Raw genomic sequence first — 24555 nt, 5'->3', positions numbered from 1 at the left:
CGATCAGACGAGGGGTTGCCGCGAGATCCACTCGTCGAGCCCGATGCGTGGCCCGGTGAAGAACGGCGTCTCCTCGCGCACGTGCAACCGTGCCTCCACCGAGCGCTGGTGGCGCATCGCGTCGGTGAGCCGGTGCAGTTCGTCGGCTTCGAACGCCAGGATCCACTCGTAGTCGTTCAGCGCGAACGACGACAGCGTCGAGGCCACCACGTCCGGGTACTCGCGCCCGGCCAGGCCGTGCTCCATGAGCATCTTCGAGCGGTGGGCGTCGTCGAGGTAGTACCAGTCGTAGCTGCGCACGAACGGGTACACCGTCAGCCACGGGCGGGGCGCGAAGCCCGCGAAGCAGCTGGGCACGTGGGTGCGGTTGAACTCGGCGGGGCGGTGCACGCCCATGACGGACCACACCGGTTCCAGGAAGGAGCCGAGGTCGCTCTGCCGGATGGCGTGGTAGCCGGCCTGCAGCGACGCCGGGTCGTTCGACAGCGTCCACACCATGAGGTCTGCGTCGGCGCGGAAGCCGCCCAGGTCGTAGAAGCCGCGCACGGTCACCCCGGCCGTCCCGAGCGCGGCCTCCAGTTCCACGGCCAGCGCCGAGGCTTCGAACCGGGACGCCGGCAGCGGCGCGGCCGTGGCGAAGACCGAGTACATCGCGTACAGCGGCTGCGCGTTGATGGCCTCGAGGTCCACGTCCTGCTCGTCGCGCTCGTCGCGGCCCGGGTGCTTGCTCATGCGGAGGTCCTGTCGGTGGGGGTGGGGCGGGGCAGGCAGCAGCGGCCTGTGGAGAACCGGCAGCGGCCCTGGGTGGCCACCTCGCCGCGCGCGGCGGCCGCCTTCGCGAGGAGTTCGTCCACCAGGAGGGCCACGAAACCGGCGTCCGTGCCGACGGTGGCCGCGCGCTCGTAGGGCAGGCCCAGGCCGGCGGCCGTCTCGCGTGCCTGGGTGTCGAGGTCGAAGGCCACCTCCATGTGGTCGGAGATGAACCCGATGGGAGCCGCGACAATCCCGTCCACGCCGTCGGCCTGTACCTCGGGCATCCGGTCGTTGACGTCTGGCTCCAGCCACGGAATATGCGGCGCCCCCGACCGTGAGCAGAACGTCAGCTCCCACGCGAGCTCCTCGCCCAGAGCCTGGGATGCCTCGGCGGCCACGGCGGCCGCGACCCTCAGGTGCTGCGCGTCGTAGCGACGCTCGGGCTCGCCGGTGGACGACGCCGCGTTCATGGCGCCGGGGATGGAGTGCGTGACGAACAGCACCCGGAGTGCGCCGTCGCCGATGCGTGCCCGCAGCCGGCGCACGGCCTCGACGAGGGCGCGGGCGTTGGCGGAGACGAACCCGGGCGTCTCGGCGAAGGGGTCCACCTTGTCGATGTGGATGGGGCGGCCGTCGGCGGCTCTCTGGAGATCCTCCCCGTACTGGCGGCATCCGCTGTAGGAGGAGTAGGCCGAGGTGGCCAGCGCCAGGACGCGCTCATGCCCGTCGTCGACCAGGGCCTGTACGGTGTCGGCGAAGTACGGGTGCCAGTTGCGGTTGCCGATCACCACCGGCACGTCCACACCGCGGCGCGCCAGTTCCGCACGCACGGCGTCCATCAGGGCCGCGTTGAGCTCGTTGATGGGGGAGCGACCGCCGAACAGCTCATAGTGCTTCGAGACCTCGAGCAGGCGCTCGTCGGGGATCCCCCTCCCGGCGGTCGCGTTGCGCATGAAGGGCAGCACGTCGGCGGACTCGTTGGGCCCGCCGTACGACGCGAAGAGGACCGCGGTGTACGGGGCGAGGGTCACATGGCCTCCCGGGCCTCGGCGGAGTCGAGATCCTCGACCCCCATGTGGGTGACGGGGCAGTGCTGGGACTCTATGGCGTCCGGGTCAACCACCTCGGGGCCGATGCCGTACAGCTCGGCCATGGCCAGCAGGTATTCCTCCGTGCGGCCGCGCTCGGCGGCGAGCCGGGCCCTCGTGGAGGGCACGTGGAGCAGCCGCGTGGCGAGCCGGCGCAGCGCCAGGGCGGCGTCGTCGTGCGTGAGCGGGCGTTGGGGCAGGCGGGCGGCCTCGTCGTCCACCATGGCCATCACGGCCTGGCGGAGGCCCACGACGGCGGGGTCCACGATCCGGGCCCGCAGCCTGGTCAGGACGTCCGCCACGCCGGCGTCGACGAGCGCCTCCGCGCGCCGCGTGTCGTCGGCGAAGCACGGCTGGATGGAGGCCTGGATGGAGGCCAGGTCCACCACGCGCACGCCCACCAACGCCGCGACCTCCGGTGCCACGTCGCGCTGCAGCGACAGGTCCAGGAAACGCTGCGGGCCGCGCACATCTGCCACATCGATGACGGGTGAGCCCATGCCGCGGCACGTGACGACCAGGTCCGTGCCGGTCAGCGCGTCGGCGAGGGTGGCGACGTGGGCCAGGTCGTGGCTGTCGGCGAACGTGGAACCGCGACCGCTGGCCGAGTGCACGCGCAGCTGGGCCACCCCGCGGGCGCGCAGCGCCGCGACGACCGCGCCAGCATATGAACCGGTGCCGACGATGGTGACCGTGGCCTCGGACCAGTCGGGGATCCCCATGAGGTCCAGGCCCACGCTCACCACGGAACGTCCGGCGCTCTCGAGCGCGGTTTCGTGCGCGATGCGCCGGGAGGTCTTCAGGGCCTCGTCGACGGCGATGCTCAGCGGCAGCGACGCCGATCCGTTCTCCTGGGCCGACGCCAGTGCCCGACGGAGCTGCCCGGCGATCTCGCGCTCGCCCACCACCATCGAGTCCAGCCCGGCAGCCACCCGGAAGACGTGCCCCAGAGCCGCCTCGCCGAGGTAGAGGTCCCAGGAGGGCGCGGCGTCGAAGCCCGCATTGAGGGCGGCACGCAGGTGGGAGTTGGAGGCCCCGCCGGTGGTGTCCAGCAGGATCTCGACCCGGTTGCAGGTGCTGAGCACGATCGCCCCGTTGACCTCCGGCAGGGAGGTGAGGCGGCCGGCGACATCGTCGACGCATGCGCTGACACGTTCAACCTCCGGCAGGCCCTGCCGGTCGTGCTGAATGGAGAACACGCGCATAGTCACAGTGGTCCCTATTCAACCACGCACGCTTGATGAGGCAGAATCGTGTTCAAATGACTTCCATGCTTTCCGCGCTCAGCGGACACCGTCCCGAACGTCTGCCGGTCTGGTTCATGCGCCAGGCCGGCCGGTCGCTGCCCGAATACCGTGCCCTCCGCGAGGGGACCACCATCCTGGAGGCATGCCTGATCCCGGAGCTGGCGGCCGAGATCACGCTGCAGCCGGTGCGACGGCACAAGGTGGACGCGGCCATCTTCTTCTCCGACATCATGACACCGCTGGTCCTGGCGGGCGTCGAGGTGGAGATCCACTCCGGTGTGGGCCCGGTCATCGACAAGCCGGTGCGCACCGCGGCGGACGTGGCCCGCGTCACCCGGCACGCACTGATCGAGACCAGCCCCATCACCGAGGCGGTCCGCATGGTGGTGGCCGAGCTGGGGGAGGACACGCCGCTGATCGGCTTCGCGGGGGCACCGTTCACGCTGGCGGCCTACCTGGTGGAGGGGCGCGGGTCGCGTGATCACCTCGCCGCGCGGGCGATGATGCACGCGGATCCCGAGTCCTGGCACCGGCTGCTGGCCTGGTGCGCGGACCTCTCCGGGCAGTTCCTGAACGTGCAGGTCGACGCAGGGGCCCGCGTGGTCCAGCTGTTCGACTCCTGGGCCGGTGCCCTCACCCGGGCGGACTACGTGGCCCACGTCGCGCCGCACTCCGCCGCCGTCCTGAAGGCCGTGGAGGGACGCGTCCCGCGGATCCACTTCGGCACAGGTACCCGGCACATCCTCACCGACATGGCCGCCTGCGGCGTCGAGGCCATGGGCATCGACTACCGCACACCGCTCGACGAGGCCGCCGCGGTCCTGCCGGGCCTGCCGCTGCAGGGCAACATCGATCCCGCACGGCTCGCCGCGGGATGGGACTCGTTGGAGGCTCACGCGCGTGACGTCGTCGACCGCGGCCGGGCGGCCCCGGCGCACATCGTCAACCTCGGCCACGGCGTGCCCCCCACCACCGACCCGGGGGTGCTCACCGACCTGGTGGCGCTCCTCCACACGCTGTGACTGCCGTCGTCGTCGGCGGGGGCCTCGCCGGGCTCCTGGCCGGGTACCGCCTCACCCAGCAGGGCCGCACGGTGACGCTGCTGGAGGCGTCCACGCGACTGGGCGGGATGATCGCATCCATCGAGATCGGCGGGGTGCGGGTGGACTCCGGCGCAGAGGCCTACGCCGTCCGTGGCGGTGTGGGCCGGGCGCTCTGCGAGGAGCTCGGCCTGGAGGTGGCGGGCCCCGCGGGTCAGCCGCACATCTGGCGGCCCGACGGCGTGTGGCCGATGGCGGAGGGAGTGCTGGGCATCCCGGCCTCCCTGGACGATCCCGCGTTGGGGGCGCTGTCCCCTGAGGACCTCCGCCGCCTGGCGCAGGACGCCGACCTGCCGCCCGAGGTGGGGGCGGACGCCACCACGGTCGGCGAGCTGGTGCGCGCGCGCCTGGGCGACGGCGCCCTCGTCAGGCTGGTGGCGCCCGTGGCGCAGGGCGTCTACTCCCTGGCTCCGGACAGGATGCCGCTGGCGGCCTTCGCGCCCGGGCTCTCCCAGGCCCTGGCGCACCAGGGGACCCTGCTGGGCGCGGTCGCGGCGGTCCGCCGTCCGGGGGTGGCGGCCGTGGAGCAGCCCGTCGGCGGGATGTTCCGGTTGACCGAGGCGCTGGCCGGGGCCATCGTGGCGGGCGGCGGGCAGATCCGGCTCGCCTCGCCGGCGGTGTCGCTGCGACGCTCGGGCGGCCAGTTCGCCGTCGGCCTGCCCGACGGTGAGACCGTGACGGCGGACCGGCTGGTGCTCGCGTCCTCGGCCGCGTCGGCCTGCGCGTTGCTGGCCCGCATCGGCATCGATCTCACGCCTCCGCCGGTGGTGACGGCGCGCCTGGCCGTGCTGGGCGTCTCCCACCCCGGGCTGCTGGAGGGCCCCATCGGGTCCGGGCTGCTCGTGGGCGAGCGCGACGACTCCATCCATGCCAAGGCGCTGACCCACTACTCGTGGAAGTGGCCGGGCGCGCGGCGCGACGGTCAGGAGATCCTGCGCCTGTCCTACCCGGAACAGCTCATCCCCACGCGGGCGGACGCGCTGGCGGATGCCTCGCGATTTCTCGGCATCGAGCTCGCGGACAGGGACGTGACCGGGTTCGCGTCCGTGTCCTGGGAGTCCATGCCCACCCGCATGGAGCACGCCACGCGCGAGTACTACCAGGAGGCCGTCGCAGCGGTGGGCGTGGACCTCGTCGGCGCCTGGGTGGACGGCAACGGGATCGCCTCGGTCATCGCCGGCTGTGATCGGCTGGCACGGTGAGGCTGCGCCTGGGCACCCGCGGCTCTGCGCTGGCCGTCGCGCAGTCGGAGCAGGTCGCCGACGCGCTCCGCGCGCGCGGCCACGCCGTCGAGTTGGTGCGGATCAGGACCGGCGGCGATGTGGAGCGCGGGTCCTTGACGCGGCTGGACACCCTGGGGGTGTTCGCCGCTGAGCTGCGCACGGCGCTGCTCGAAGGTCGCTGTGACTTCGCCGTGCACTCTCTCAAGGACCTGCCCACCGCCGCCGTCCCGGGACTCGTCATCGCGGCCGTGCCGCTGCGGGCGGATGCCCGCGACGCGCTCTGCGCCCGGGACGGCCTGACGCTGAGGGAGCTCCCGCCGGGGGCGACCGTCGGCACCGGATCGCCGCGGCGGGTCGCCCAGCTGCGGGCGCAGCGGCCGGACCTGCTGTACGTGGACGTGCGCGGCAATGTCGGCACCCGGCTGGCCAGGGTCGCCGACGGTGACCTCGACGCCGTCGTGCTGGCCGCGGCCGGCCTCGCCCGGCTCGGCCTGGGCGGACACATCACGGACCTGCTGGACATCCTTCCCGCCCCCGGCCAGGGCGCCCTCGCGCTGGAGTGCAGGGCGGACGACGACGCGGTGAGGGCAGAACTGGCCGCGCTCGAGGATCCCGCGACCCGGGAGGCGGTCGAGGCGGAGCGCACCGTGCTCGCCGGGCTGGGCGGGGGGTGCGCCGCGCCCATCGGCGCCTGGGGGCGCGACGGGGAACTCGTGGCCGGCGTGTTCGCCATCGACGGATCCACGGCCACGCGCACGCGGGTCCAGATGACGGCCCGTGCGGGTGAGACCGCTGCGGAGGAGCTCATCCACCACGGCGCCTCGGACGTGGCCGAACTCGGCGCGAGCCGGCCGTCGCGCCTCGAGGAGCTGCACGACGACACCTCGCTCTGGCGCGGCCCGGCGGTGCTGGCGGGGTTGCGGATCCTGCTCACCCAGGCCGACGGCGCCCTCGCGGACGCGCTGCGGGCCGCCGGCGCCGAGGTGGTCGCGCAGCCGGTCCAACGCCGCGTCACGCTTCGCCCGGACGGCTCGTTCGATCGCGCGGACTGGGTGGCGTTCACCTCCGCGGCCACGCTGGAGGTCATCGCCGAGCTCGGGCTGACGGTGCCGGCGGGCGCCCGGGTGGCCGCCGTCGGACCCCGGACAGCGGCGGCGGCGGAGGCGGCCGGCCTGACCGTGGATCTGGTGCCGGCCGCGGAGTCCAGCGCCGCCGCCCTGGCGCGTGCCTGGCCAGAGGGCTCGGGCCGCGTGGTGATTCCCGGCTCGGCCCTGTCGTCGACGGTGCTGGCCGACGCGCTGCGTGCCAAGGGCTACGGCGTCGAGGTGCTGCCGCTGTACACGATGGAGCCGCTCGACCACCTGCCCGGGGTGCTGGTGTACGAATGGCGCGATGGGCTGTTCGACGCCGTGGCCGTGACGTCCGGATCGGCCGGCGCCGCCGTCGGCCGGCTGCTCGGTTGGCGCGACGACACCGCGGTGGTGGCGTTCGGCCCACCGTCGGCGGAGGCGTTGCGGCGCGAGGGCGCGAGTGTCGCGGCGGTGGCGGCGACACAGGATGCAGAGGGACTGATCCGGGCGATCTCGTCCATAGGAAGGGAACACCCATGATCCAGATGCGGCCGCGAAGGCTCCGCACCACTCCCGCCATGCGCAGACTGGTCCGCGAGGTGGAACCCAGGGCCTCGCAGCTCGTTCTGCCCGTGTTCGTCGCCGAGGCGCCCGGGGCCATCTCCTCGATGCCGGGCGTGCACCGCCACGACCTCGACGGCGTCCGCCGCGTCGCCGAGCAGGCGGTGGCCGCCGGCATCGGCGGTGTGATGCTGTTCGGCGTGCCCGACGACGCAGACAAGGACGACACCGGCACGCAGGGATGGGCCGAGGACGGCATCCTGCAGCGCGGGCTGCGGGCCGTGCGCGACGCCGTCGGCGACGAGACCGTCGTCATGGCCGACACCTGCCTCGACGAGTTCACCACGCACGGACACTGCGGGTTCGTCACCCCGCACGGCCTCGTGGACAACGACGCGACGCTGGCGGCGTACGCGTCGATGGCCATCGCCCAGGCGGACGCGGGCGCCCACGTCGTGTCGCCGTCGGGGATGATGGACGGTCAGGTCGAGGCCATCCGGGCCGCGCTCGACGGAGCCGGACACACCGACACAGCCATCCTCGCCTACGCGGCGAAATACGCCAGCTCGTTCTACGGCCCGTTCCGCGAGGCCGTCACCTCCACCCTGATCGGTGACCGCAAGACCTATCAGCAGGATCCCGCCAACCGGCGCGAGGGCCTTCGCGAGGCCGAGCTGGACCTCGCCGAGGGCGCGGACATGGTGATGGTGAAGCCGGCGGGGTACTACCTGGACGTGCTGGCCGACGTGGCCGCCGTCTCGGATGTGCCGGTGGCGGCCTACCAGGTGTCGGGGGAGTACGCAATGATCGAGGCGGCCGCCGAGCGCGGCTGGATCGACCGCCAGGGGGCGGTCACGGAATCGGTCACCGCCATCGTGCGGGCCGGAGCGGACATCGTGCTGACCTATTGGGCACTGGAACTGGCGGGGTGGATGAAGTGACAGGCATGGACCGGCTCTTCGAGCGGGCGCGCGGCGTGATTCCCGGCGGCGTCTCATCGCCCGTGCGGGCGTTCGGGTCCGTCGGGGGCACGCCGAGATTCGTCTCGTCGGCCCGCGGCCCCTACATCCTGGACGCCGAGGGTGTCGAGTACGTGGACCTCGTCTGTTCCTGGGGCCCGGCCCTGCTGGGACACGCGCATCCCGAGGTGGTGGCGGCCGTGCAGGCAGCCGCTGCGCGCGGGTTGTCCTTCGGTGCCCCCACCGCGGCGGAGGTGGAGCTGGCCGAGGTGATCAGGGCCAGGGTGCCGATGGCCGAGCAGGTGCGCTTCGTCTCCACCGGCACCGAGGCCACCATGACCGCCATCCGGCTGGCGCGCGGCGCCACCGGCCGCGACGCCATCGTGAAGTTCGCGGGCTGCTACCACGGCCACTCCGACGCGCTGCTCGCGGCCGCCGGGTCGGGCGTCGCCACCCAGGGGCTCCCAGGCTCCGCGGGCGTCACGCAGGCCGCGGCGGCGGACACGATCGTCGTGGACTACAACGACATCGAGGCGCTGGCCCGAGTCTTCGACGAGGCGGGGGAGCGGATCGCGGCCGTCATCACCGAAGGCGCGCCCGCCAACATGGGCGTCGTCCCGCCGGCGCCCGGCTTCAACGCCGCCATCCGCGACCTCACGGCCCGCCACGGCGCGCTGATGATCCTCGACGAGGTGCTCACGGGCTTCCGCGTCGCGCCCGCCGGGTGGTTGGGGCTCGAGGGCGGCTACCTGCCGGACCTGGTGACCTTCGGCAAGGTGGTGGGCGGGGGCATGCCCCTGGCGGCCCTCGCGGGCCCGGCCCGGCTGATGCAGATGCTGGCACCGGTGGGGCCGGTCTACCAGGCGGGCACCCTGTCCGGAAACCCGTTGGCCACGGCGGCCGGCCTCGCCACGCTGCGCCTGGCCGACGCCGGCGTGTACGGGGAGGTGGACCGCCGCTCGGCCGAGCTGCAGGTCGCCGTCGCGGACGCACTGACCGCCGCATCGGTGCCGCACGTCGTGCAGAGCGCCGGCAGCCTGTTCTCCGTGTTCTTCCGGGAGGAGCCCGTCGCAGACTACGACGACGCGAAGGCGCAGGACACGGCCGCGTTCGCGCGCTTCTTCCACTCGATGCTCGACCACGGGGTGGCCCTGCCGCCCTCGGCCTTCGAGGCGTGGTTCCTGTCCTCTGCCCACGACGACGCCGCCATGGCCCGGATCACGGATGCTCTTCCGGCAGCCGCTCGGGCCGCCGCGCATTCGTGAGAAGCTAGCCCCGGGCACTTCAGAGAGGAATCAACGGTGAAGTTTCGGTTGGGCACACGCGCGTCCGCGCTGGCGCTGGCGCGTTCGGAGATGGTGGCGGCCACGCTGCGCGAGGCGGGACATGAGGTGGAGATCGTGCCCGTGGCGTCGGCGGGACAGGACACCGTCCACATGCCCGACGGCTACTCGCAGGGCGTCTTCGCGATGGAACTGCGAGATGCGCTGCGCGCCCACGAGGTGGACGTGGTGGTCCATTCGGTCAAGGACATCCCGCTGTCGGACAAGCCGCAGGACCTCACCATTCCCGCCGTGCTGCCGCGCGGCGACCACCGCGACGTGCTGTGCACCCGCGGAGGCGTCACCCTGGCGGCGCTGCCCCGGCACTCGCGCGTGGGCGTCACGTCGTTGCGCCGGATCGCCCAGCTGCGCGCGCTCCGCCCGGACCTCACCTTCGTCGACGTCGGTGGCTCACTCGAGGAGCGCCTGCGCCACCTCGAGCCCGGAGACCTCGACGCCGTCGTGCTCTCCGCGGCGGGCGTCGAAACGCTGGGGCTGGCCGACCGCATCGCCGAGTACCTCCCCATTCTCACGGCCCCGGGACAGGGCGCGCTGGCGCTCGAGTGCCGTCGCGACGACGACGACATCGTCGCCGCGCTCAAGGGGTTCGACGACATCGAGACCCGGATCTGCATCGACGCGGAGCGGGCGGTCCTGGTGGGGCTCGGCACCACCTACATGGCCCCGGTGGGGGCCCTGGCGTCGCGGCGGGGGATCCTGTCGCTCAAGGCCGGTGTCTTCGCCATCGACGGCACCAAGCGCAACGTGCTGGAGGTGGGGCTGCCGACCTCCGAGTTCCACGCCGTCCGCACCGGAGAGAACGCGGCTGCCGCGCTCAAGGAGCGTCGTGCCGAGCGGTTCTTCTCTCCGGAGGCGCTGGCCTCGGTGAAGCTCTCCGCCGAGCACGACGACGAGTCACCGTTCATCGAGGTGCCGGGCGACGACCGCATCCGCGTCCTGCTGCCGCGCCAGGAGGGACGCCTGGCGCAGGCGCTCCGCAAGAACGGACTTCGCGTGGACTGTGTCTCCTTGCAGGAGGCCAAGCTCATCTCGGCGGACAACATCCTCGGCTGGGCGGACTGGGTGGTGCTGCCCTCCGCGCAGACCGTGTGGGCCCTGCGCGAGCGGGGATGGGAGATTCCCGCGAACACCAGGGTCGCGGCGATGGGGTCCACCACGCAGCTGTCGGCAGAGGACGGCGGCATCACCGTCCACCTCGCCCCGGAGGGCACGGCAAGCTCGCAGAAGCTGGTCGAGATGTTCCCTGTGGCGCAGGGGCAGGAGCGCGTGGTCATCGCCTGCGCAGACCAGCTCTCAACGAACCTGGAGAACGGGTTGCGCGCCAAGGGCTACACCGTCGAGCGCCTGGAGATCTACACCATGGTGGACGTCGATTCCCTGGACCCCCGCTTGACTCAGATGTGGTCCGACGGCGCCTGGCAGGCGATCCTGCTGACCCAACCCTCGCTGGCCTCGGCCTACGTCAACCTGCTCGGGCACCGCGACGGCGTGCACGTCCTGGCGTGGGACGAGCCCACGGCCAAGACGCTGGGCGGGCTCGGGGTCCCGGTGCTGGCGGTGGCCAAGTCAAAGGACGAGTTCGGTGTCGCGGCCCTGGCGCGTGAGCTGGTCAAGAGGCGCTGACTAGCGGCTCGCCGCGATTTTCCTTCTGGCTTGAGGTGCGCTATCGTTCTTCGAGTCGCCGGAAGGCGGCGATGGGGCTATGGCGCAGTTGGTAGCGCGCTTCCATGGCATGGAAGAGGCCAGGGGTTCGAATCCCCTTAGCTCCACCGAACGGACAAGGCCCTGCCAATGGCGGGGTCTTGTCCGTTTCTGCGCGACCCTCAGATGTCGTCGGCCTGATATCCCGGGAAGAAGTCCTCCTTCAGCTGCGGGTCCGGCAGACCCGCGTCGCGGAGGGCCCCGCCGAGAGCCTCGACCATCGGCTCCGGGCCGGACAGGTAGACCAGACTGTGGTTGAGCTCGGGCACCAGCCGCTTCAGCACCTCGACCGAGAGGGGCTCGCCCACCACCCTGTGGACGGTGAGCGCGGGGTCAGCCTCCTGCCACTGCCTCAGCTGGTCGCCGAAAGCCACGTCGTCGGAGCTGCTGCCGTAGATGAGGGTCACCGCCAGCGGGTCGCCGTCGTGGGCCCTCTGCTTGAGGATGCTGTGGAACGGCGTGATGCCGATGCCACCGGCCACGAAGACGGTCGGGATATCCGTCTCCTGCCACGTGAAGTCGCCGTCGGGATCCTCCAGGAGCTCGATCCTCTCGCCCGGCTCGAGTCTGGACAGTGCCTGCTTGAAGGTGGTGGACGTGACGCGGGTGGTGACCTGCAGGATTCCCTCGTAGGGCGCGGCGGAATTGGTGAACCACCGGGTGGTGCCCTCGTCGTCGGGATTGTCGTGGGGCACCTCCACCCGCACGAACTGGCCGGCCTCCCAGGCGAGCGGCTCGTCGCTGCGGAAGCGGAACGCCCAGATGTCGGCCGCCTCGTGGGACTTCTCGATCAGGGTCAGGGACATGGGGGCCTCCTGGGGTGAGTGGTCGTCTCCGACGCTACCCCGCCGTCGCGTGCCGCGCCGGGGATTAGCATGTGGGTGCCCACTCCGAGTCGAGTTCAGGAGAAGCCGTGAAAGAGACCCTGCGTCCAGGCATGTCACACACGATGACCTACCAGGTGCCCCCGCACCGCACCGTGCCGCACCTGTTGCCGGAGTCGCCGGATTTCGTGTCGATGCCGGAGGTCCTGGCCACCGGCTACCTGGTGGGCGTCATCGAGTGGGCCTGCATCGAGTCTCTTCATGGGCACCTGGACGACGGCGAGATCACGCTTGGCACCCACGTCGACGTATCGCACCAGGCCGCGACCGTTCCCGGGTCGACCGTCACGGTTCAGGTGAGCCTGACTGACGTCGACCGTCGTGCCCTCGTGTTCGCCGTGACGGCCAGCGACGAGAGTGCCGTCATCAGCACAGGCACGCACAAGCGTGTGGTGGTCGACCGGGAACGGTTCGTCGCGAAGCTGGGGCGCCCCGGAAGCTGACCGCTACCCCTCAGGCCGCCACTGGAGGATGTCGCCGGGCTGGCAGTCCAACGCCTCGCACAGCGCCTCCAGCGTGCTGAACCGCACGGCCTTGGCGCGCCCGTTCTTCAGGACCGCCAGGTTGGCGGGGGTGACGCCCACCTTCTCGGCCAGCGCGCCCACTGCCATGCCGCGTTTCGCGAGCATGACGTCGATGGTCACGACGATGGGCACGTCAGATCACCCCGTCGAGCTCGGTCTTGAGGTCCCGCGCCTCGGCCGCCGTGGCCACGGCCTGCACCAGGAGCGCGCGCATCACGCGGACCAGCATCGCCACCCCCGCGATGACGAGCGAGGCGCCGCAGAGGAGCGCGACGACGCCCGGCGCGACCGCGTCGCCGGGGATGGTCCGGTTGGTGACGGCGGCCACCACCGCCAGGCTGAAGGTGAGCACTGAGGCGGCCGCGATGGCGCCGACGGTGACGTCGACGTAGCGGAACGCCGCGTGGGAGAAGACGGTGTCGCGGCGGACCATCGTGAGCAACCGCCAGATGCACACCCCGCACGCCTGCAGGGCCATCACCCCGAGCGCGAGGATGGTCACGACGGCGACGCGGGTCCAGGCGGGGGCGCCGTCCATGTCGAGCCAGAGCAACGGCAGGAGGACCAGCTGCACGGCGAGCGAGCCTGCGAGCGCGACGGCGATGACGAGGCGGAGCACTGTGATGACAATGCGTCCCATGACGATTCTCCTATCGATAAACAATAGAAATATATCGTGGAACGATAGCCTGGGGCAATCCGCGCTGGCCGGTCTCCCCGGTTTGGATGAGGGTCTGAGCCGGACACGGCATCCGCGGGAGCCCGTTGAGCCGGACACGGCATCCGCGGGAGCACGTTGAGCCGGACACGGCATCCGGGCACCCCCGTCGAGCCGGACACGGCATCCGGGCACCCCCGTCGAGCCGGAACCGGGTCTGGCGAGGGTTTGCTCGTTCAAATCCCGCAGGAACGAGGTTGACACTGGATCCAGGCTCGTCGCGGCTCCGCGAGAGCCGTGTCCGGCTCAACTCCATTCCGACCGGAGAGCGCGACGAACCGGCGAGCACGCACGAGGGGGGCGGCCCTCGCGGACCCGCCCCCCTCGTGCGTGCTCAGGATCAGCCCTCGAGCAGCGCCAGGCGGTCGGGATCGTTGGCGAACACCTCGGCGGCGTTGGCCTGGGTCACGACCACAGGGTCGAGCTGGTAGATGTTGACGTCCACCTTGCCGTTGTTGGCGGTGTCGTCGGTGGCGGGGAGGCCCTCACCGGTCTGCAGCAACTTGATCAGCTCGACGGTCTTCGCGACGAGCGCGTCGGTCGGCTTGGCGACGGTCGAGTACTGCTCGCCGGCGGCGATGGAGATGATCGACTCGTTCTCGGCGTCAAGGCCGGTCACGACGGGCAGGTCCATCCCGGCCTGCTTCACGGAGGTCAGGATGGCGCGGGCGATGCCGTCGTTGGGGGAGAGCACGCCGTCGATGGTCTTGTCCGAGTAGTTTCCGGACAGGAGGGAGTCCATGCGCGCCTGCGCCTTGGCGTTGTCCCAGTCGGGGGTGGCCACCTGCGTGAACTCCTGCTGGCCGGACACCACGACGAGGGTGCCGTCGTCGATCTTCGGCTGCAGGACGCTCATGGCGCCGGTGAAGAAGTTCGGCGCGTTGGGGTCGGCCGGGCCGCCACCGAAGAGCTCGATGTTGTACGGGCCGGGGCCCGTCGCCTCGAGGCCATCGAGGAGGGACTGGCCCTGCAGCTCGCCGGTGCGGATCGATCCGAACTGGACCACGCCGTCGATGGCGGTGGTGTTCTCGATGAGACGGTCGTAGCCGATCACCTCGATGCCCGCGTCGTGCGCCTTCTCCAGGACGGAGCCCAGCTGCGTGCCGTCGACGGGGCCGACGACGATGACCTCGGCGCCCTGCTCGATCATGGCCTCGATCTGCTGCTGCTGCTGCGGCACCTTGTTGTCGGCGGCCTGGATCAGCGAGGCGAAGCCGGCGGCCTCGAGCTGCTCGGCGAACATCACCTCGGCCTCCTTCCAGTTCTGCGTGCCGAGCCAGGGCAGGGCCACGCCGATCGTGGCGTCGGCGGCGAAACCCTCAGCCGCGGCGGCGCTGGAGGAGGTGGAGGAGGTGGGATCGGTGGTCGTGGTTCCCTCGCGTCCGCCACCGCAGGCGGTCAGCGCCAGCGAGGTGACGAGGAGGCCCGTGAGTAGGCCAGCTGCCTTCGTTTTCATTGCAGTACCTTTCGGAAGTTCCCGACCGGCCGATCCGGTTCGGGGACGGGCGTCTGTGCCCGGGTGACATGCGCAGGGCGCACTGGGTGAGGGGTCGGTGCCAATCGGCACCACCCTGAGGGGGTGAAGCGGTTATCTGGCCTGCGTGGGCATCGTGTCGGCGGCGTCCACCACCGGACCCTCCTCCACGGGGACCTCGGGTGCGGGGGAGGGGGGTGCGGCGACGGCGGGCTCGCTGCGGAAGGACCGCATGAAGCTGCCGATCATGGATGGACGTCCCTGCTGCTTGTTGTAGACGTCGAAGGCGACGGCGGCCAGGAGGACGAGGCCCTTGATCACCTGCGTCTGGTCCGCGCCCACGCCCATCAGCATGAGGCCACTGTTCAGCACGGCCATCACGAGCCCGCCGATCATCGACCCGACGACGGTGCCGATGCCGCCGGAGACCGCCGCGCCGCCGATGAACACGGCAGCGATGGCGTCCAGCTCCCACATCGTGCCGTCCGAGGGGCCGGCGGCGGTGGCCCGTCCGACGAACAGGATGCCGGCGATGGCCGCAAGGAAGCTCATGTTGAGCATGACCAGGAAGTAGGTCTTTGCGGTGTTGACGCCCGACAGGGCCGCCGCCGCCTTGTTGCCACCGACGGCATAGATGTGGCGGCCGAAACGGGTGCGCTGGGTGAGCACGTGGTACACGATGACGAGGATCACCAGGATCACGCCCGGGATGGGGAACGACGTGCCGGGGCGGCCGCTGCCGAACAGCCAGGTGACGTAGCCGATGACCGCGACGATCAGGGCGATGCGCACCAGTGTGGCCCACATGGGGGCCTCGACCCCGCGCTCCAGGGCGTGGGAGCGGCGCCGGAACTCGCTCCAGATGATCCAGGCCGCGGCGAGGATACCGAGCAGCAGCGTCGAGTTGTTGAGGCCTGTGAACGAAGGACCCCACTCGGGCAGGTAGCCGGCGCCGAAGAACTTGTACTCGGTGGGCACGGGCACGGAGATGGACTGCGACATCCAGATCACCAGGCCTCGGAAGATCATCATGCCCGCGAGCGTGGTGATGAAGCCGGGGATGCCCACCTTGGCCAGCCAGAACCCGTGCCAGGCGCCGATGAGGGCGCCGGCCAGCAGACCGGCCAGGATGCCGGCCCACCACGGGAAGCCGTAGGTCGCCGTGGTCAGCGCCGTCGTCATGCCGACGAAGCCGGCCACCGAACCGACCGAGAGGTCGATCTGCCCGATCACGATGACCATCACCATGCCGATCGCCAGGATCAGCACGTAGGCATTGCCCGAGATGAGGTTCTGGAAGTTCGACGAGGTGAGCATCCGGCCACCGGAGGCCACGTCGAAGACGACCGCGAGGAGCACCAGCGCAAGGGCCATCGTGTACTGCTGGAGGTTTCCTCCGAGAACTTGCTTCAAAGCCTTCATAGTTTTCTCGTCCGTTTCGGGTCAGGCCGGCAGCGCTGCGGCTGAGGTGGTGCTGGTGGTGGTCATTCGTCGCATGAGGGTTTCCTGGTCGGCGTCGGCCGCGGCCAGTTCGCCGGTGATGCGGCCCTCGCAGATGGTGTAGATGCGGTCGCAGATGCCCAGGAGCTCGGGCAGTTCGGAGGAGATCACGACCACGCCCTTGCCGGAGTCGGCGAGCGCGTGGATGAGCTTGTAGATCTCGTACTTGGCTCCGACGTCGATGCCGCGGGTGGGCTCATCCAGGATCAGTAGCTGAGGCTCGGGGTACATCCACTTGGCGAGCACCACCTTCTGCTGGTTGCCTCCCGACAGGGTGGCCACACCGACGTCGACGCTCGGCGCCTTGATCCGCAGGTCCGTGCGGTACTTCTCCGCCACCGCCGCCTCCTTGCGCAGGCTCAGCAGGAAGCGCGTCACGACGTCCTTGAGATTGGCCGAGACGATGGTGCTCTTGATGTCGTCGATGAGGTTGAGGCCGAGCGTCTTGCGGTCCTCCGTGACGTACGCGATGCCCTGCTCGATCGCCCGGGCGACGGTGGGCGTCTCGATCCGCTTGCCGCCCAGGTGCATCTCGCCCGAGAGCCAGCGCCCGTAGGAGCGGCCGAAGATCGACCGCGCGAGCTCCGTGCGACCGGCTCCCATCAAACCGGCGAAGCCGACGACCTCACCGGCGCGGACGTCGAATTGCGCATCCTTGACGATGAGGCGTCCCGGGATGGAGGGGTGCTCCACGTTCCATCCGCGGATGTCGAAGAGCACGTCGCCGATGTGCGGGGCGCGGGTGGGGTAGCGGTTCTCGATGGAGCGACCCACCATGGCGCGGATGATGCGGTCCTCGTCGACCTGACCGGCCACGACGTCATAGGTCTCGACGGTGCGCCCGTCGCGGATGACCGTCACGGCGTCGGAGATGGCGGCGATCTCGTTGAGCTTGTGGGAGATCATGATCTGCGTGATGCCGCGTGCCTTGAGGCCGCGCATGAGGTCGAGCAGGTTGCGGGAGTCGTCCTCGTTGAGGGCCGAGGTGGGCTCGTCGAGGATGAGGAGCTTGACGTTCTTGGCCAGCGCCTTGGCGATCTCGATCAACTGCTGCTGGCCCACGCCGAGCGTCTTGATCGGGGTGTCGGGGTCGATGTCCAGCCCGACTCGCGCCAGGAGGTCCAGCGCCTTGAGGCGTGCCGACTGCCAGTCGATGAGGAGCCCGGAGGTCACTTCCGATCCGAGGAAGAGGTTCTCCGTGACCGACAGCTCCGGGATCAGGGCCAACTCCTGGTGGATGATCACGATGCCGCGCTCCTCGGACGCCTTGATGCCGCCGAAGCTCATCGCCTCGCCCTCGTAGACGATCTCGCCGCTGTACGTGCCGTGCGGGTAGACCCCCGACAGGACCTTCATGAGCGTGGACTTGCCCGCCCCGTTCTCCCCGCAGATGGCGTGGATGTCGCCTCGGCGCACGTTGATCGTGACACCGTCCAGGGCTTTGACCCCTGGAAATTCCTTGGTGATGCTGCGCATCGCGAGCAAGACGTGACCGTCGTCCATACGTTCCCGTGTCTCCTTCGACTCCGCTGGCGTGCGACATTCGCCGTCGCTGCCCCCGATGTGTAGAAGGTAAGCGGCTTCGGCCATTGGCGTCAATTCTTAAACTCAAGCGTTATCGGATTGTTATCATGCAATCGATACCACTCGGCCTGACTAGGGGCTATGCAATGTGGCCCCGAAGGGCGTTACCCGCCACAGTGACTTCGCGAACTGAAGACAACGTTGATGCTCCCCGCGCACCTCCTGCTAGCCTTCAAGCGTGAACAGGGTCGTTGGCGCGCCGGGCTCGCAGCCCTCACTGCGCGAGGCGAACAGTGCGCGCATCGTTGAAGCAGTGAAGGCGTACGGACGCATCACGCAGGTAGAACTGGCCAGCGCGACCGGGCTGTCGCCGGCCACGGTGTCCAACATCGTCAAACAGCTCCTCGAGCAGGATGTCGTCGTCACCAGCGCCACCACCCGCTCCGGCCGCCGTGCCCAGCTTGTCGCGCTCAAGCCCTCATCTGCGCTCGCGGTGGGAATGCACATCGACCGTCGGTCGCTGGTCCTCGTCATCGCCGACGCGACGCTGGAGGTGCTCGCATCCAAGCGGTTGCCGCTGCCGATGGACCACCGCTCGGACACGACGCTGGACCGGGCCGCCATGCTGGTGGCGGACCTCGCCGACGAGGTGGGCGCCTCCATGGACCACATCGGAGGCCTGGGACTCGCCCTGCCCTCGAGCGTGGGTCGTGGTGGCCGCGCCGGGGCATTCCAGCTACCCGGATGGGAGGAGCTCGACGTCGACCGGCTGCTGTCCGCGCGGATCCAGCGCCCCGTGCTGGTGGTCAAGGAGGCGGACGCGGGGGCGCTTGCCGAGTCCCGCCTGGGAGCGCTGAGGGGGGTCCAGTCTGCGCTGTACGTGCACGCCTCCCACACCACGGAGTCGAGCTTCCTCCTCGGCGGTGTGGTCCATCAGGGGTTTCGGGGCGGTGCAGGCGCCCTCGGGCACGTCCGCGTCGACCCGGCCGGGCAGATCTGCCGCTGCGGCGCCCGCGGATGCCTCAACACCGTCGTCTCGGGTGAGGCGTTGGCCGAGCTGGTCCGGCTCAGTCACGGGGCCATGGACCTGCGCGCCATCGTGAAGGCGGTCCGCGACGGCGACCCGGGATGCAGGCAGGTGGTGGCCGACGCTGGGAGTCTCATCGGCACGGCGCTGGCGGACCTCGCCACCGTCATCGCTCCTGAGCGGATCACGTGGGGTGGGGACCTCGCGACGGTGGGGGAGCCGTTCGTCGTTCCGCTGCGTGACGCCGTCCGTGGCCGCCCCCTCCTGCCCTCCGTCGACGAGCTCCTCGCGGACCCGGCGTTCCCTGTCGACGGCTGCGCACGCGGGGCGCTGGTGGCGATTCACGACCTGATCAACGCCTCGCCCGCCGGATCGATGGAAGGATGATCGCCATGGAAGCTCGCGCGCCGCTGCTCCGGCTCTCGGCCGTCAGCAAGCACTTCGGTGGCGTCCAGGCGCTGGTTGACGTGGACCTGGAGCTCAGCTCTGGCGAGGTCGTGGCACTCGTGGGAGACAATGCCGCGGGCAAGTCGACGGTCGCGCGGATTATCTCGGGGGTGTACCAACCCGACTCGGGGCAGGTGCTTCTGGACTCCAGGCCCGTCACCATCGCGTCGGCCCAAGCGGCCTTCGCGATGGGCATCGCGTCGGTGTTCCAGGAGTTCGCCCTGGCGGAGAACCTGGACGTGACGTCGAACATCTTCCTGGGACGGGAGCTCAGCTCCTCGGGGCTGCTGGATCTGGACCGCATGGACGACCTCGCGAGGTCCTACCTGGACCAGCTCAACGCACGGATCCCCGATCTGAGGGCTCCGCTCGTCCACCTGTCGGCGGGGCAGCGCCAGTGCGTCGCGATCGCCAGGACGCTGGTGCGTCAGCCGCGGCTTGTGGTGCTGGACGAGCCGACGGCTTCGCTCTCGGTGGGCCAGACCGCTGAGGTGCTGAGCTACGTGGAGCGGCTGAGGGACATGGGGCTGGGCGTCATCCTGATCAGCCATAACCTGAACGACGTCCGTGCGGTGGCGGATCGCATCGAGGTGCTCCGGCACGGCCGCAACAACGGATCATTCGACGCCGCGACGGCCAGCTACGAGGAGGTTCTCTCAGCCATCACGGGTGCGACGCGGCGGGTGGCGCAGTGACCGCGCCCGTCCCGCGCTCCACGATGAAGGACGTCGCGGCCCGCGCCGGTGTCGCCGTCACCACCGTGTCGCGCGTCATCAACGGAGACCCGAAGGTGGCAGCCGAGACCCGGGAGCGGGTTCGTGCGGCCATCACCGCGTTGCACTACCAGCCCGATCTCCACGCTGGGAACCTGCGCCGTCGGGGCCGCACCAACACCCTCGGCCTCCTCGTGGGCAATGTGGCCAACCCGTTCTCCGCGTCGGTGCACCGGGCAGTGGAGGATGTGGCGCGCCCTCACCACGTCGCGGTGTTCGCCTCCAGCCTCGACGACGACCCCGCCAGGGAGCGGGAGTCCATCGAGGCGTTCCTGCGCAGGCGGGTCGACGGCCTGATCCTCACCACCGTCGGGCACGACCACACCTACCTCGCGCGCGAGATCGAGCGGGGCACCCCCATAGTGTTCGTGGACCGGCGGCCCTCCGGCGTCATCGGCGACACCGTCCTGTCCGACAACTATGCCGGGGCACGGCTGGCGGTGGCCCATCTGGCCGGGCACGGACACCGTCGCATCGCGTTCCTCGGCGACGACGAACAGATCTTCACCGCCCGCGAGCGGCGCCGTGGTTACCTGGACGAGTGCCGTGAGCTCGGCCTGGACCTCCACCCGGGCCTCGTGGTCACCGGCCTGAGCGACGAGGGCAGGGCGGCCGCTGCGGTCGCGGCTCTGGTCGCCTCCTCCACCCCGCCGTCGGCGCTGTTCTCGGCCCAGAACCTGATCACCATCGGCGCCATCACGGCGTTGCGTCAGGCGGGCGTCGAGCACCGGCTCGCCGTGGTGGGCTTCGACGACATCCCGATGGCGGAGCACCTCACCCCACCGGTCACGGTGGTGGCTCAGGATCCGCGCCGTATCGGTCGGGAGGCGGCCGAGCTCATCTTCGCGCGCATGGACGGCGACACCTCGGCTGCGCGCGAGATCGTGGTCCCGACGAGGCTGGTCTGTCGCGGCTCCGGCGAGATCCCCTCGCCCTGACTGTCCGGAGCCGGTCGTATCATGGCGCCCATGCCCAGAGGATCGTCCAAGCCGTCGGCACTGCTGCGCGTGGCGGGCATCGAGGCGGAGGTGACGTACAAGGCCATCAGGAACCTGCGGGTGAGAGTTCTGCCGCCTGACGGCAGGGTGGCGGTGTCCGTACCCGTTGGTGTCCCGGAGTCGGCCGTGCGCGAGTTCGTCGCGGGTCACAGCGAGTGGATCGCGGTGGCGCAGACTCGGGTCCGCATGGCCACGCCGCCGCGCGAGCCTCTGGTCGACGGTGGGCGCGCGCGGCTGTGGGGGCTCTGGTACGAGCTGCGCACGGAGGCGGCGGCGCGCGCTTCCGCCGTCGTCGAGGGCCGGACCATTGTTCTCTCGGGTCCGGATGAGGATGGGCTCCGGCGAGCGCTGGAGGCCCTCTACCGACGCCAGCTCGACGTGGCACTGCCGGCTCTCCGGGCCCGATGGGAGCCACGCGTCGGCAGGCGGGCCGGATCCATCCGGTTGCGGCGCATGACCACGCGCTGGGGCACGTGCAACACGACGACCGCAGCCGTCACGTTCAACATCGCCCTCGCGGAGCATCACCCCTCGGCGCTCGAGTACGTGCTGGTGCACGAGCTCGTCCATCTGCACGAACGCGGTCACGGGCCGCGATTCGTGTCCTGGATGGATTCCCTGCTCCCGGACTGGCGCGAGCGGAGAAAGAGCCTCCGCGGACGGGCCTGAATCCGGATGCAACCCCTGGGGCCGCTGAGGCGTCTTCAAGGTGAGAGGCCGAGAGGAAGTGCCATGAGCCGAAACGCCCCCGGACGTGTCGTCACCGGAACGCCCCATCGACGCCCTTATGATGCGGGGGACAACGTCCATCGTTCCCACGAAAGGACCTCCGTGACCTTCCCCCTCGGCGTCCGTCGTATCGGCGTGGCCATCCTGGCCTCGGCGGCCCTGCTGCTCGGCGCGTGCGCCCCGGAGGCGACCCCACGCCCGGTACCCACGGTGGGCGCGCCGAGCACCGCAGCGCCGGAGCCGACGGTGCGGCCCTTGCCTCCCTCAACGCCTGCCAAGCCCTCTGCGCCGGTTTCGCCGTCAGTCGTGCCTGAGCCGTCGGTCACACCATCCCCGACGCCCACCCCCACCCCGTCCCCCTCACCGGTGGCGGTGCCTGCGCTCCTGAAGGCCGGGGACGAGGGCGACGCGGTGCGCGATCTCCAGCACCGCCTGCTGCAGCTCGAATGGTTCAGCGGGAAGATCTCGGGGGTCTACGCCGACGCCACGGAGTTGGCGGTCGAGGGATTCCAGACCAAGCGCGGCCTGCCCACCACCGGGGAGGTCGACCAGGCCACCCTGGACGTGCTGCACGGCATGACCCGCCCACCGACGCGTGACGAGATGTACAACGTGCTCCGCCCCGGTCCGGCGTTGTTGGCAGAGGGGAGCAAGGGTGAGGCGGTCAAGGACCTTCAGGCAAGGCTGAAGCAGATCGGCTGGTACGACGCCAAGATCGACGGCGTGTACGGCTCCAGGACGGCCGAGTCGGTCAGGGGATTCCAGGCCAAGCGCGAGATCCCGGTGACCGGCGAGGTGGATCAGCGCACGAAGGACAGGCTGCGCGGCATGACCCGCACCCCCACCACTGATGAGCTCAACAACGTGATGCCCACCAAGGCGCCACCATCCATGGCCTTGGACGACCGCTGCCTTACGGGCAGGGTGATCTGCATCTCCAAGGGGCAACGCAGGCTCGCCTGGGTGATCGACGGCGAGATCCGGATGGCGATGGACGTCCGGTTCGGTTCGGAGCTGACGCCGACCCGCAACGGCGTGTTCTCCGTGTACTGGAAGTCCCGGGACCATGTCTCGAGCCTGTATGACACCCCGATGCCCTATGCCCTGTTCTTCAGCGGCGGTCAGGCGGTCCACTACTCTGCGGACTTCGCCAGGAACGGGTACAACGGCGCGTCCCACGGGTGCGTGAACGTCCGGGACAAGGGCGCGGTCGCGGCCCTCTTCGACGCCGCGAAGGTCGGCGACAAGGTGGTCGTGTACTCCTGACGTCGTACCGGGGGCGGCCCACGGGCCATGTAGGCTGCCGGGAACGGTCGACTGAAAGGCAGCGCGCGTGATCTGGCTCGCCATCGGGATGCAGGTAGTGTCATCCTTCCTGTTCGCAAGTGGGGCGGTGCTGCAGAGCCTGGGCGTGAAGTCAACCTTTGACCCGACGGCGACGGCATCGTCGAACACCCTCACCTTCGCCGGCCTGCTACGGCTGTTCAGGATTCCCAAGTGGCTGCTCGGCCTGGTCTTCGTGTTCGCCGGCGCGAGCATCCACCTCGTCGCGCTGTCCTTCGCGCCGGTCGCCGTCGTCCAGCCCGTCGGGATTCTGGCCGTGCCCTGGTCGGTGCTGCTCGCCTCGCGGATCCACAAGCACGCGCTGACGCGGAAGATGTGGGTCGCGGTAGCCGTCACGGTTGCCGGCGTGGTGGGGTTCACGGTGTTCTCGTCGCTGTTCGCCACTGGTGAGAAGCAGGTCGAATTCCTGCCGATGCTCTTCGCGTTCCTCGTGGTCTGCGTCATCTGCGCAGTCCTGTCCTACCTCGCCACGAAGGCTGCCCCTTGGGCGAAAGCCATGATGTGGTCCTCGGTGGGTGCCACGTTCTACGGGTTGGCCTCCGGTTTCATGAAGGCGGCCATGGACCTGGTGCTGAAGCACGGAGAGTCCTTCGCGGGCTTCCAGGTGGTGGCGACGGTGGCCATGATGCTCGCCTGCTACGGCCTGGGCGTATGGATGATCCAACAGGGCTATGCCTCTGGGCCTGCGGAGATCACCGTCGGAACCATGACGACGGTGGACCCGTTCGTGGCGGTCCTCTTCGGCCTCATCGTCCTGGGGGAGGGCATCGGGATGGGTCCGGGACCTGCCTTGGGCATGCTCGTGACCGGGGCGTTGGCCGTCTACGGCGTGCTCCTCCTCTCGAAGGACCACCCGGATGCGGTGGAGGAGCGGCGCAAGCTGGCCGAGGCCAGCGAGAACGAGCCCGCCTCGGCACCGCCCATGAGCTAGCTTCCCTCGACGGGCAGCGCGTTGAGCGCTACCCGCCCTGACGGTGTGGCCAGCACGATCGTCGAATCAGAGTTGGGCATCGGGAAGAACACGTCCGCCTCGTACGGCAGCCCCGCACGTACGCTGAAGGGATACGGGTCCATGGGGTCGTAGGCCTCCCGCGACTCGTTGTTGAACGCGAAAAGGCCGAACATGTACTCGCCCTCCTCGATCTCCACCCGGATGCGAAGCCGCAGCCCGTCGTCGGTCCACTGGTGGCGCACGATCTCGAAGATGCCGTCGCCATTGCCTTCGAAGGGAATGGAGTTTCCCGAACGGCTCTGCGAGGGCTCCCCTGCCGCGACGGTCGGCGCGGGGCTCGTGGACTCCTCAGCGGCGCCGCCGAGGAACTGCATCCCCAGGATGAGGGCTGCGATCAGGGCCACTGCCCCCAGAACGATCCACAGTGTGGTTCGCGGCGGCCGGGGCGGGCGCATGAGCCCAGGATCCGGCGGTGGCACCGGCGCATGGCCGAACGGCTGACGCGGGTCCCTGCCCTGAACGTCGTGGAACTGGGCGGGACGGTAGCCGGGATCCTGATGGGACCAGGGCGAGTTGTCCGGTCCGCCCGGGGGCGGCCACTGCTGGTTGGTCATAG

23 protein-coding genes, 1 tRNA gene and 1 pseudogene are annotated in these 24555 nt (G+C 70.3%); 15 read left to right on the top strand and 10 right to left on the bottom strand.

Going from position 1 to position 24555, the window contains the following annotated elements:
* Positions 1 to 3: 3 nt before the first annotated feature.
* From hemQ to ACX1D0_RS06200, 3 genes are read right to left on the bottom strand one after another with little or no spacing between them, the layout of a single operon-like run.
* The gene (gene hemQ / locus ACX1D0_RS06210; RefSeq protein ID WP_459020006.1) at positions 4 to 732 is read right to left on the bottom strand and encodes a hydrogen peroxide-dependent heme synthase; all 729 of its coding nucleotides are present in this window, start codon (positions 730 to 732) and stop codon (positions 4 to 6) included.
* On the bottom strand, positions 729 to 1784 hold the full coding sequence (locus ACX1D0_RS06205; RefSeq protein WP_459020005.1) for a ferrochelatase: 1056 nt from the start codon (positions 1782 to 1784) through the stop codon (positions 729 to 731). Before ACX1D0_RS06205 ends, hemQ begins: the two co-directional genes overlap by 4 nt.
* Entirely contained in the window at positions 1781 to 3046 is a 1266-nt protein-coding gene (locus tag ACX1D0_RS06200) for a glutamyl-tRNA reductase (protein ID WP_459020004.1), read from the bottom strand. Before ACX1D0_RS06200 ends, ACX1D0_RS06205 begins: the two co-directional genes overlap by 4 nt.
* A gap of 56 nt (positions 3047 to 3102) precedes the next feature.
* On the opposite strand from ACX1D0_RS06200, the gene hemE reads away from it, so the two are divergent.
* The 8 genes and pseudogenes from hemE to ACX1D0_RS06160 all read left to right on the top strand — a co-directional run bounded on the left by hemE (position 3103) and on the right by ACX1D0_RS06160 (position 11113).
* Complete coding sequence (hemE, locus tag ACX1D0_RS06195) at positions 3103 to 4110, top strand: uroporphyrinogen decarboxylase (RefSeq protein WP_459020003.1); 1008 nt, start codon at positions 3103 to 3105, stop codon at positions 4108 to 4110.
* Entirely contained in the window at positions 4107 to 5390 is a 1284-nt protein-coding gene (locus tag ACX1D0_RS06190; RefSeq protein ID WP_459020002.1) for a protoporphyrinogen/coproporphyrinogen oxidase, read from the top strand. Before hemE ends, ACX1D0_RS06190 begins: the two co-directional genes overlap by 4 nt.
* A pseudogene (gene hemC, locus ACX1D0_RS06185) lies at positions 5387 to 6271 on the top strand (hydroxymethylbilane synthase); the annotation flags it as partial. The gene ACX1D0_RS06190 and the pseudogene hemC (ACX1D0_RS06185), both read left to right, overlap by 4 nt.
* Before the next feature lie 45 nt (positions 6272 to 6316).
* The gene (locus ACX1D0_RS06180) at positions 6317 to 7021 is read left to right on the top strand and encodes a uroporphyrinogen-III synthase (protein ID WP_459020401.1); all 705 of its coding nucleotides are present in this window, start codon (positions 6317 to 6319) and stop codon (positions 7019 to 7021) included.
* Entirely contained in the window at positions 7018 to 7983 is a 966-nt protein-coding gene (gene hemB / locus ACX1D0_RS06175) for a porphobilinogen synthase (protein ID WP_459020001.1), read from the top strand. The genes ACX1D0_RS06180 and hemB overlap by 4 nt, the downstream gene beginning before the upstream one ends.
* The gene (gene hemL / locus ACX1D0_RS06170) at positions 7980 to 9266 is read left to right on the top strand and encodes a glutamate-1-semialdehyde 2,1-aminomutase (protein WP_459020400.1); all 1287 of its coding nucleotides are present in this window, start codon (positions 7980 to 7982) and stop codon (positions 9264 to 9266) included. The genes hemB and hemL overlap by 4 nt, the downstream gene beginning before the upstream one ends.
* A gap of 36 nt (positions 9267 to 9302) precedes the next feature.
* On the top strand, positions 9303 to 10967 hold the full coding sequence (gene hemC / locus ACX1D0_RS06165; RefSeq protein ID WP_459020000.1) for a hydroxymethylbilane synthase: 1665 nt from the start codon (positions 9303 to 9305) through the stop codon (positions 10965 to 10967).
* A 73-nt stretch (positions 10968 to 11040) separates the two neighbouring features.
* Positions 11041 to 11113, top strand: a tRNA-Ala gene (locus ACX1D0_RS06160).
* 54 nt (positions 11114 to 11167) lie between these two features.
* Here the strand turns inward: ACX1D0_RS06160 and ACX1D0_RS06155 are convergent.
* Complete coding sequence (locus tag ACX1D0_RS06155; protein ID WP_459019999.1) at positions 11168 to 11851, bottom strand: ferredoxin--NADP reductase; 684 nt, start codon at positions 11849 to 11851, stop codon at positions 11168 to 11170.
* 107 nt (positions 11852 to 11958) lie between these two features.
* Here ACX1D0_RS06155 and ACX1D0_RS06150 point away from each other — a divergent pair, with 107 nt between their 5' ends.
* Positions 11959 to 12372, top strand: a complete 414-nt coding sequence (locus tag ACX1D0_RS06150; RefSeq protein WP_459019998.1) for a thioesterase family protein — start codon at positions 11959 to 11961, stop codon at positions 12370 to 12372.
* Positions 12373 to 12375: 3 nt separating this feature from the next.
* On the opposite strand, the gene ACX1D0_RS06145 is transcribed toward ACX1D0_RS06150, so the two are convergent.
* The 5 genes from ACX1D0_RS06145 to mmsA form a co-directional block, all read right to left on the bottom strand.
* Positions 12376 to 12585 (bottom strand): helix-turn-helix domain-containing protein, encoded by a 210-nt coding sequence (locus ACX1D0_RS06145; RefSeq protein ID WP_459019997.1) that lies wholly within the window; start codon positions 12583 to 12585, stop codon positions 12376 to 12378.
* A 1-nt stretch (position 12586) separates the two neighbouring features.
* Positions 12587 to 13093, bottom strand: coding sequence for a DUF2975 domain-containing protein (locus ACX1D0_RS06140; RefSeq protein WP_459019996.1), 507 nt, complete (start codon positions 13091 to 13093; stop codon positions 12587 to 12589).
* Positions 13094 to 13511: 418 nt separating this feature from the next.
* Positions 13512 to 14627 (bottom strand): substrate-binding domain-containing protein, encoded by a 1116-nt coding sequence (locus ACX1D0_RS06135; protein WP_459019995.1) that lies wholly within the window; start codon positions 14625 to 14627, stop codon positions 13512 to 13514.
* Between the two features lie 132 nt (positions 14628 to 14759).
* The gene (locus ACX1D0_RS06130; RefSeq protein WP_459019994.1) at positions 14760 to 16067 is read right to left on the bottom strand and encodes a sugar ABC transporter permease; all 1308 of its coding nucleotides are present in this window, start codon (positions 16065 to 16067) and stop codon (positions 14760 to 14762) included.
* Positions 16068 to 16088: 21 nt separating this feature from the next.
* Positions 16089 to 17648, bottom strand: coding sequence for a multiple monosaccharide ABC transporter ATP-binding protein (mmsA, locus tag ACX1D0_RS06125; RefSeq protein WP_459019993.1), 1560 nt, complete (start codon positions 17646 to 17648; stop codon positions 16089 to 16091).
* A 259-nt stretch (positions 17649 to 17907) separates the two neighbouring features.
* Here mmsA and ACX1D0_RS06120 point away from each other — a divergent pair, with 259 nt between their 5' ends.
* The 6 genes from ACX1D0_RS06120 to ACX1D0_RS06095 all read left to right on the top strand — a co-directional run bounded on the left by ACX1D0_RS06120 (position 17908) and on the right by ACX1D0_RS06095 (position 23918).
* Positions 17908 to 19083, top strand: a complete 1176-nt coding sequence (locus tag ACX1D0_RS06120; protein WP_459019992.1) for an ROK family transcriptional regulator — start codon at positions 17908 to 17910, stop codon at positions 19081 to 19083.
* 5 nt (positions 19084 to 19088) lie between these two features.
* Positions 19089 to 19838: an ATP-binding cassette domain-containing protein gene (locus tag ACX1D0_RS06115; protein ID WP_459019991.1), complete on the top strand. Its 750-nt coding sequence runs from the start codon at positions 19089 to 19091 to the stop codon at positions 19836 to 19838.
* On the top strand, positions 19835 to 20854 hold the full coding sequence (locus ACX1D0_RS06110) for a LacI family DNA-binding transcriptional regulator (RefSeq protein WP_459019990.1): 1020 nt from the start codon (positions 19835 to 19837) through the stop codon (positions 20852 to 20854). The genes ACX1D0_RS06115 and ACX1D0_RS06110 overlap by 4 nt, the downstream gene beginning before the upstream one ends.
* A 30-nt stretch (positions 20855 to 20884) precedes the next feature.
* Entirely contained in the window at positions 20885 to 21583 is a 699-nt protein-coding gene (locus ACX1D0_RS06105; RefSeq protein WP_459019989.1) for a M48 family metallopeptidase, read from the top strand.
* Between the two features lie 162 nt (positions 21584 to 21745).
* Positions 21746 to 22909 (top strand): L,D-transpeptidase family protein, encoded by a 1164-nt coding sequence (locus ACX1D0_RS06100; protein WP_459019988.1) that lies wholly within the window; start codon positions 21746 to 21748, stop codon positions 22907 to 22909.
* Between the two features lie 145 nt (positions 22910 to 23054).
* Positions 23055 to 23918: a DMT family protein gene (locus ACX1D0_RS06095; RefSeq protein WP_459019987.1), complete on the top strand. Its 864-nt coding sequence runs from the start codon at positions 23055 to 23057 to the stop codon at positions 23916 to 23918.
* On the opposite strand, the gene ACX1D0_RS06090 is transcribed toward ACX1D0_RS06095, so the two are convergent.
* On the bottom strand, positions 23915 to 24553 hold the full coding sequence (locus ACX1D0_RS06090) for a hypothetical protein (protein ID WP_459019986.1): 639 nt from the start codon (positions 24551 to 24553) through the stop codon (positions 23915 to 23917). The genes ACX1D0_RS06095 and ACX1D0_RS06090 overlap by 4 nt on opposite strands.
* Positions 24554 to 24555 lie beyond the last annotated feature (2 nt).

Source organism: Tessaracoccus pujii (assembly GCF_054483895.1).
Note: the sequence above shows the minus strand (reverse complement) of the source record. Positions and strands in the feature narration are given on the sequence as shown.

What these genes read in the sequence shown, in the direction of transcription:
- hemQ (WP_459020006.1), bottom strand. Translation starts at nt 732, where the DNA reads ATGAGCAAGCACCCGGGCCGCGACGAGCGCGACGAGCAGGACGTGGAC.
- ACX1D0_RS06200 (WP_459020004.1), bottom strand. Translation starts at nt 3,046, where the DNA reads ATGCGCGTGTTCTCCATTCAGCACGACCGGCAGGGCCTGCCGGAGGTT.
- hemE (WP_459020003.1), top strand. Translation starts at nt 3,103, where the DNA reads ATGACTTCCATGCTTTCCGCGCTCAGCGGACACCGTCCCGAACGTCTG.
- hemB (WP_459020001.1), top strand. Translation starts at nt 7,018, where the DNA reads ATGATCCAGATGCGGCCGCGAAGGCTCCGCACCACTCCCGCCATGCGC.
- ACX1D0_RS06155 (WP_459019999.1), bottom strand. Translation starts at nt 11,851, where the DNA reads ATGTCCCTGACCCTGATCGAGAAGTCCCACGAGGCGGCCGACATCTGG.
- ACX1D0_RS06140 (WP_459019996.1), bottom strand. Translation starts at nt 13,093, where the DNA reads ATGGGACGCATTGTCATCACAGTGCTCCGCCTCGTCATCGCCGTCGCG.
- ACX1D0_RS06135 (WP_459019995.1), bottom strand. Translation starts at nt 14,627, where the DNA reads ATGAAAACGAAGGCAGCTGGCCTACTCACGGGCCTCCTCGTCACCTCG.
- ACX1D0_RS06130 (WP_459019994.1), bottom strand. Translation starts at nt 16,067, where the DNA reads ATGAAGGCTTTGAAGCAAGTTCTCGGAGGAAACCTCCAGCAGTACACG.
- mmsA (WP_459019993.1), bottom strand. Translation starts at nt 17,648, where the DNA reads ATGGACGACGGTCACGTCTTGCTCGCGATGCGCAGCATCACCAAGGAA.
- ACX1D0_RS06115 (WP_459019991.1), top strand. Translation starts at nt 19,089, where the DNA reads ATGGAAGCTCGCGCGCCGCTGCTCCGGCTCTCGGCCGTCAGCAAGCAC.
- ACX1D0_RS06105 (WP_459019989.1), top strand. Translation starts at nt 20,885, where the DNA reads ATGCCCAGAGGATCGTCCAAGCCGTCGGCACTGCTGCGCGTGGCGGGC.
- ACX1D0_RS06090 (WP_459019986.1), bottom strand. Translation starts at nt 24,553, where the DNA reads ATGACCAACCAGCAGTGGCCGCCCCCGGGCGGACCGGACAACTCGCCC.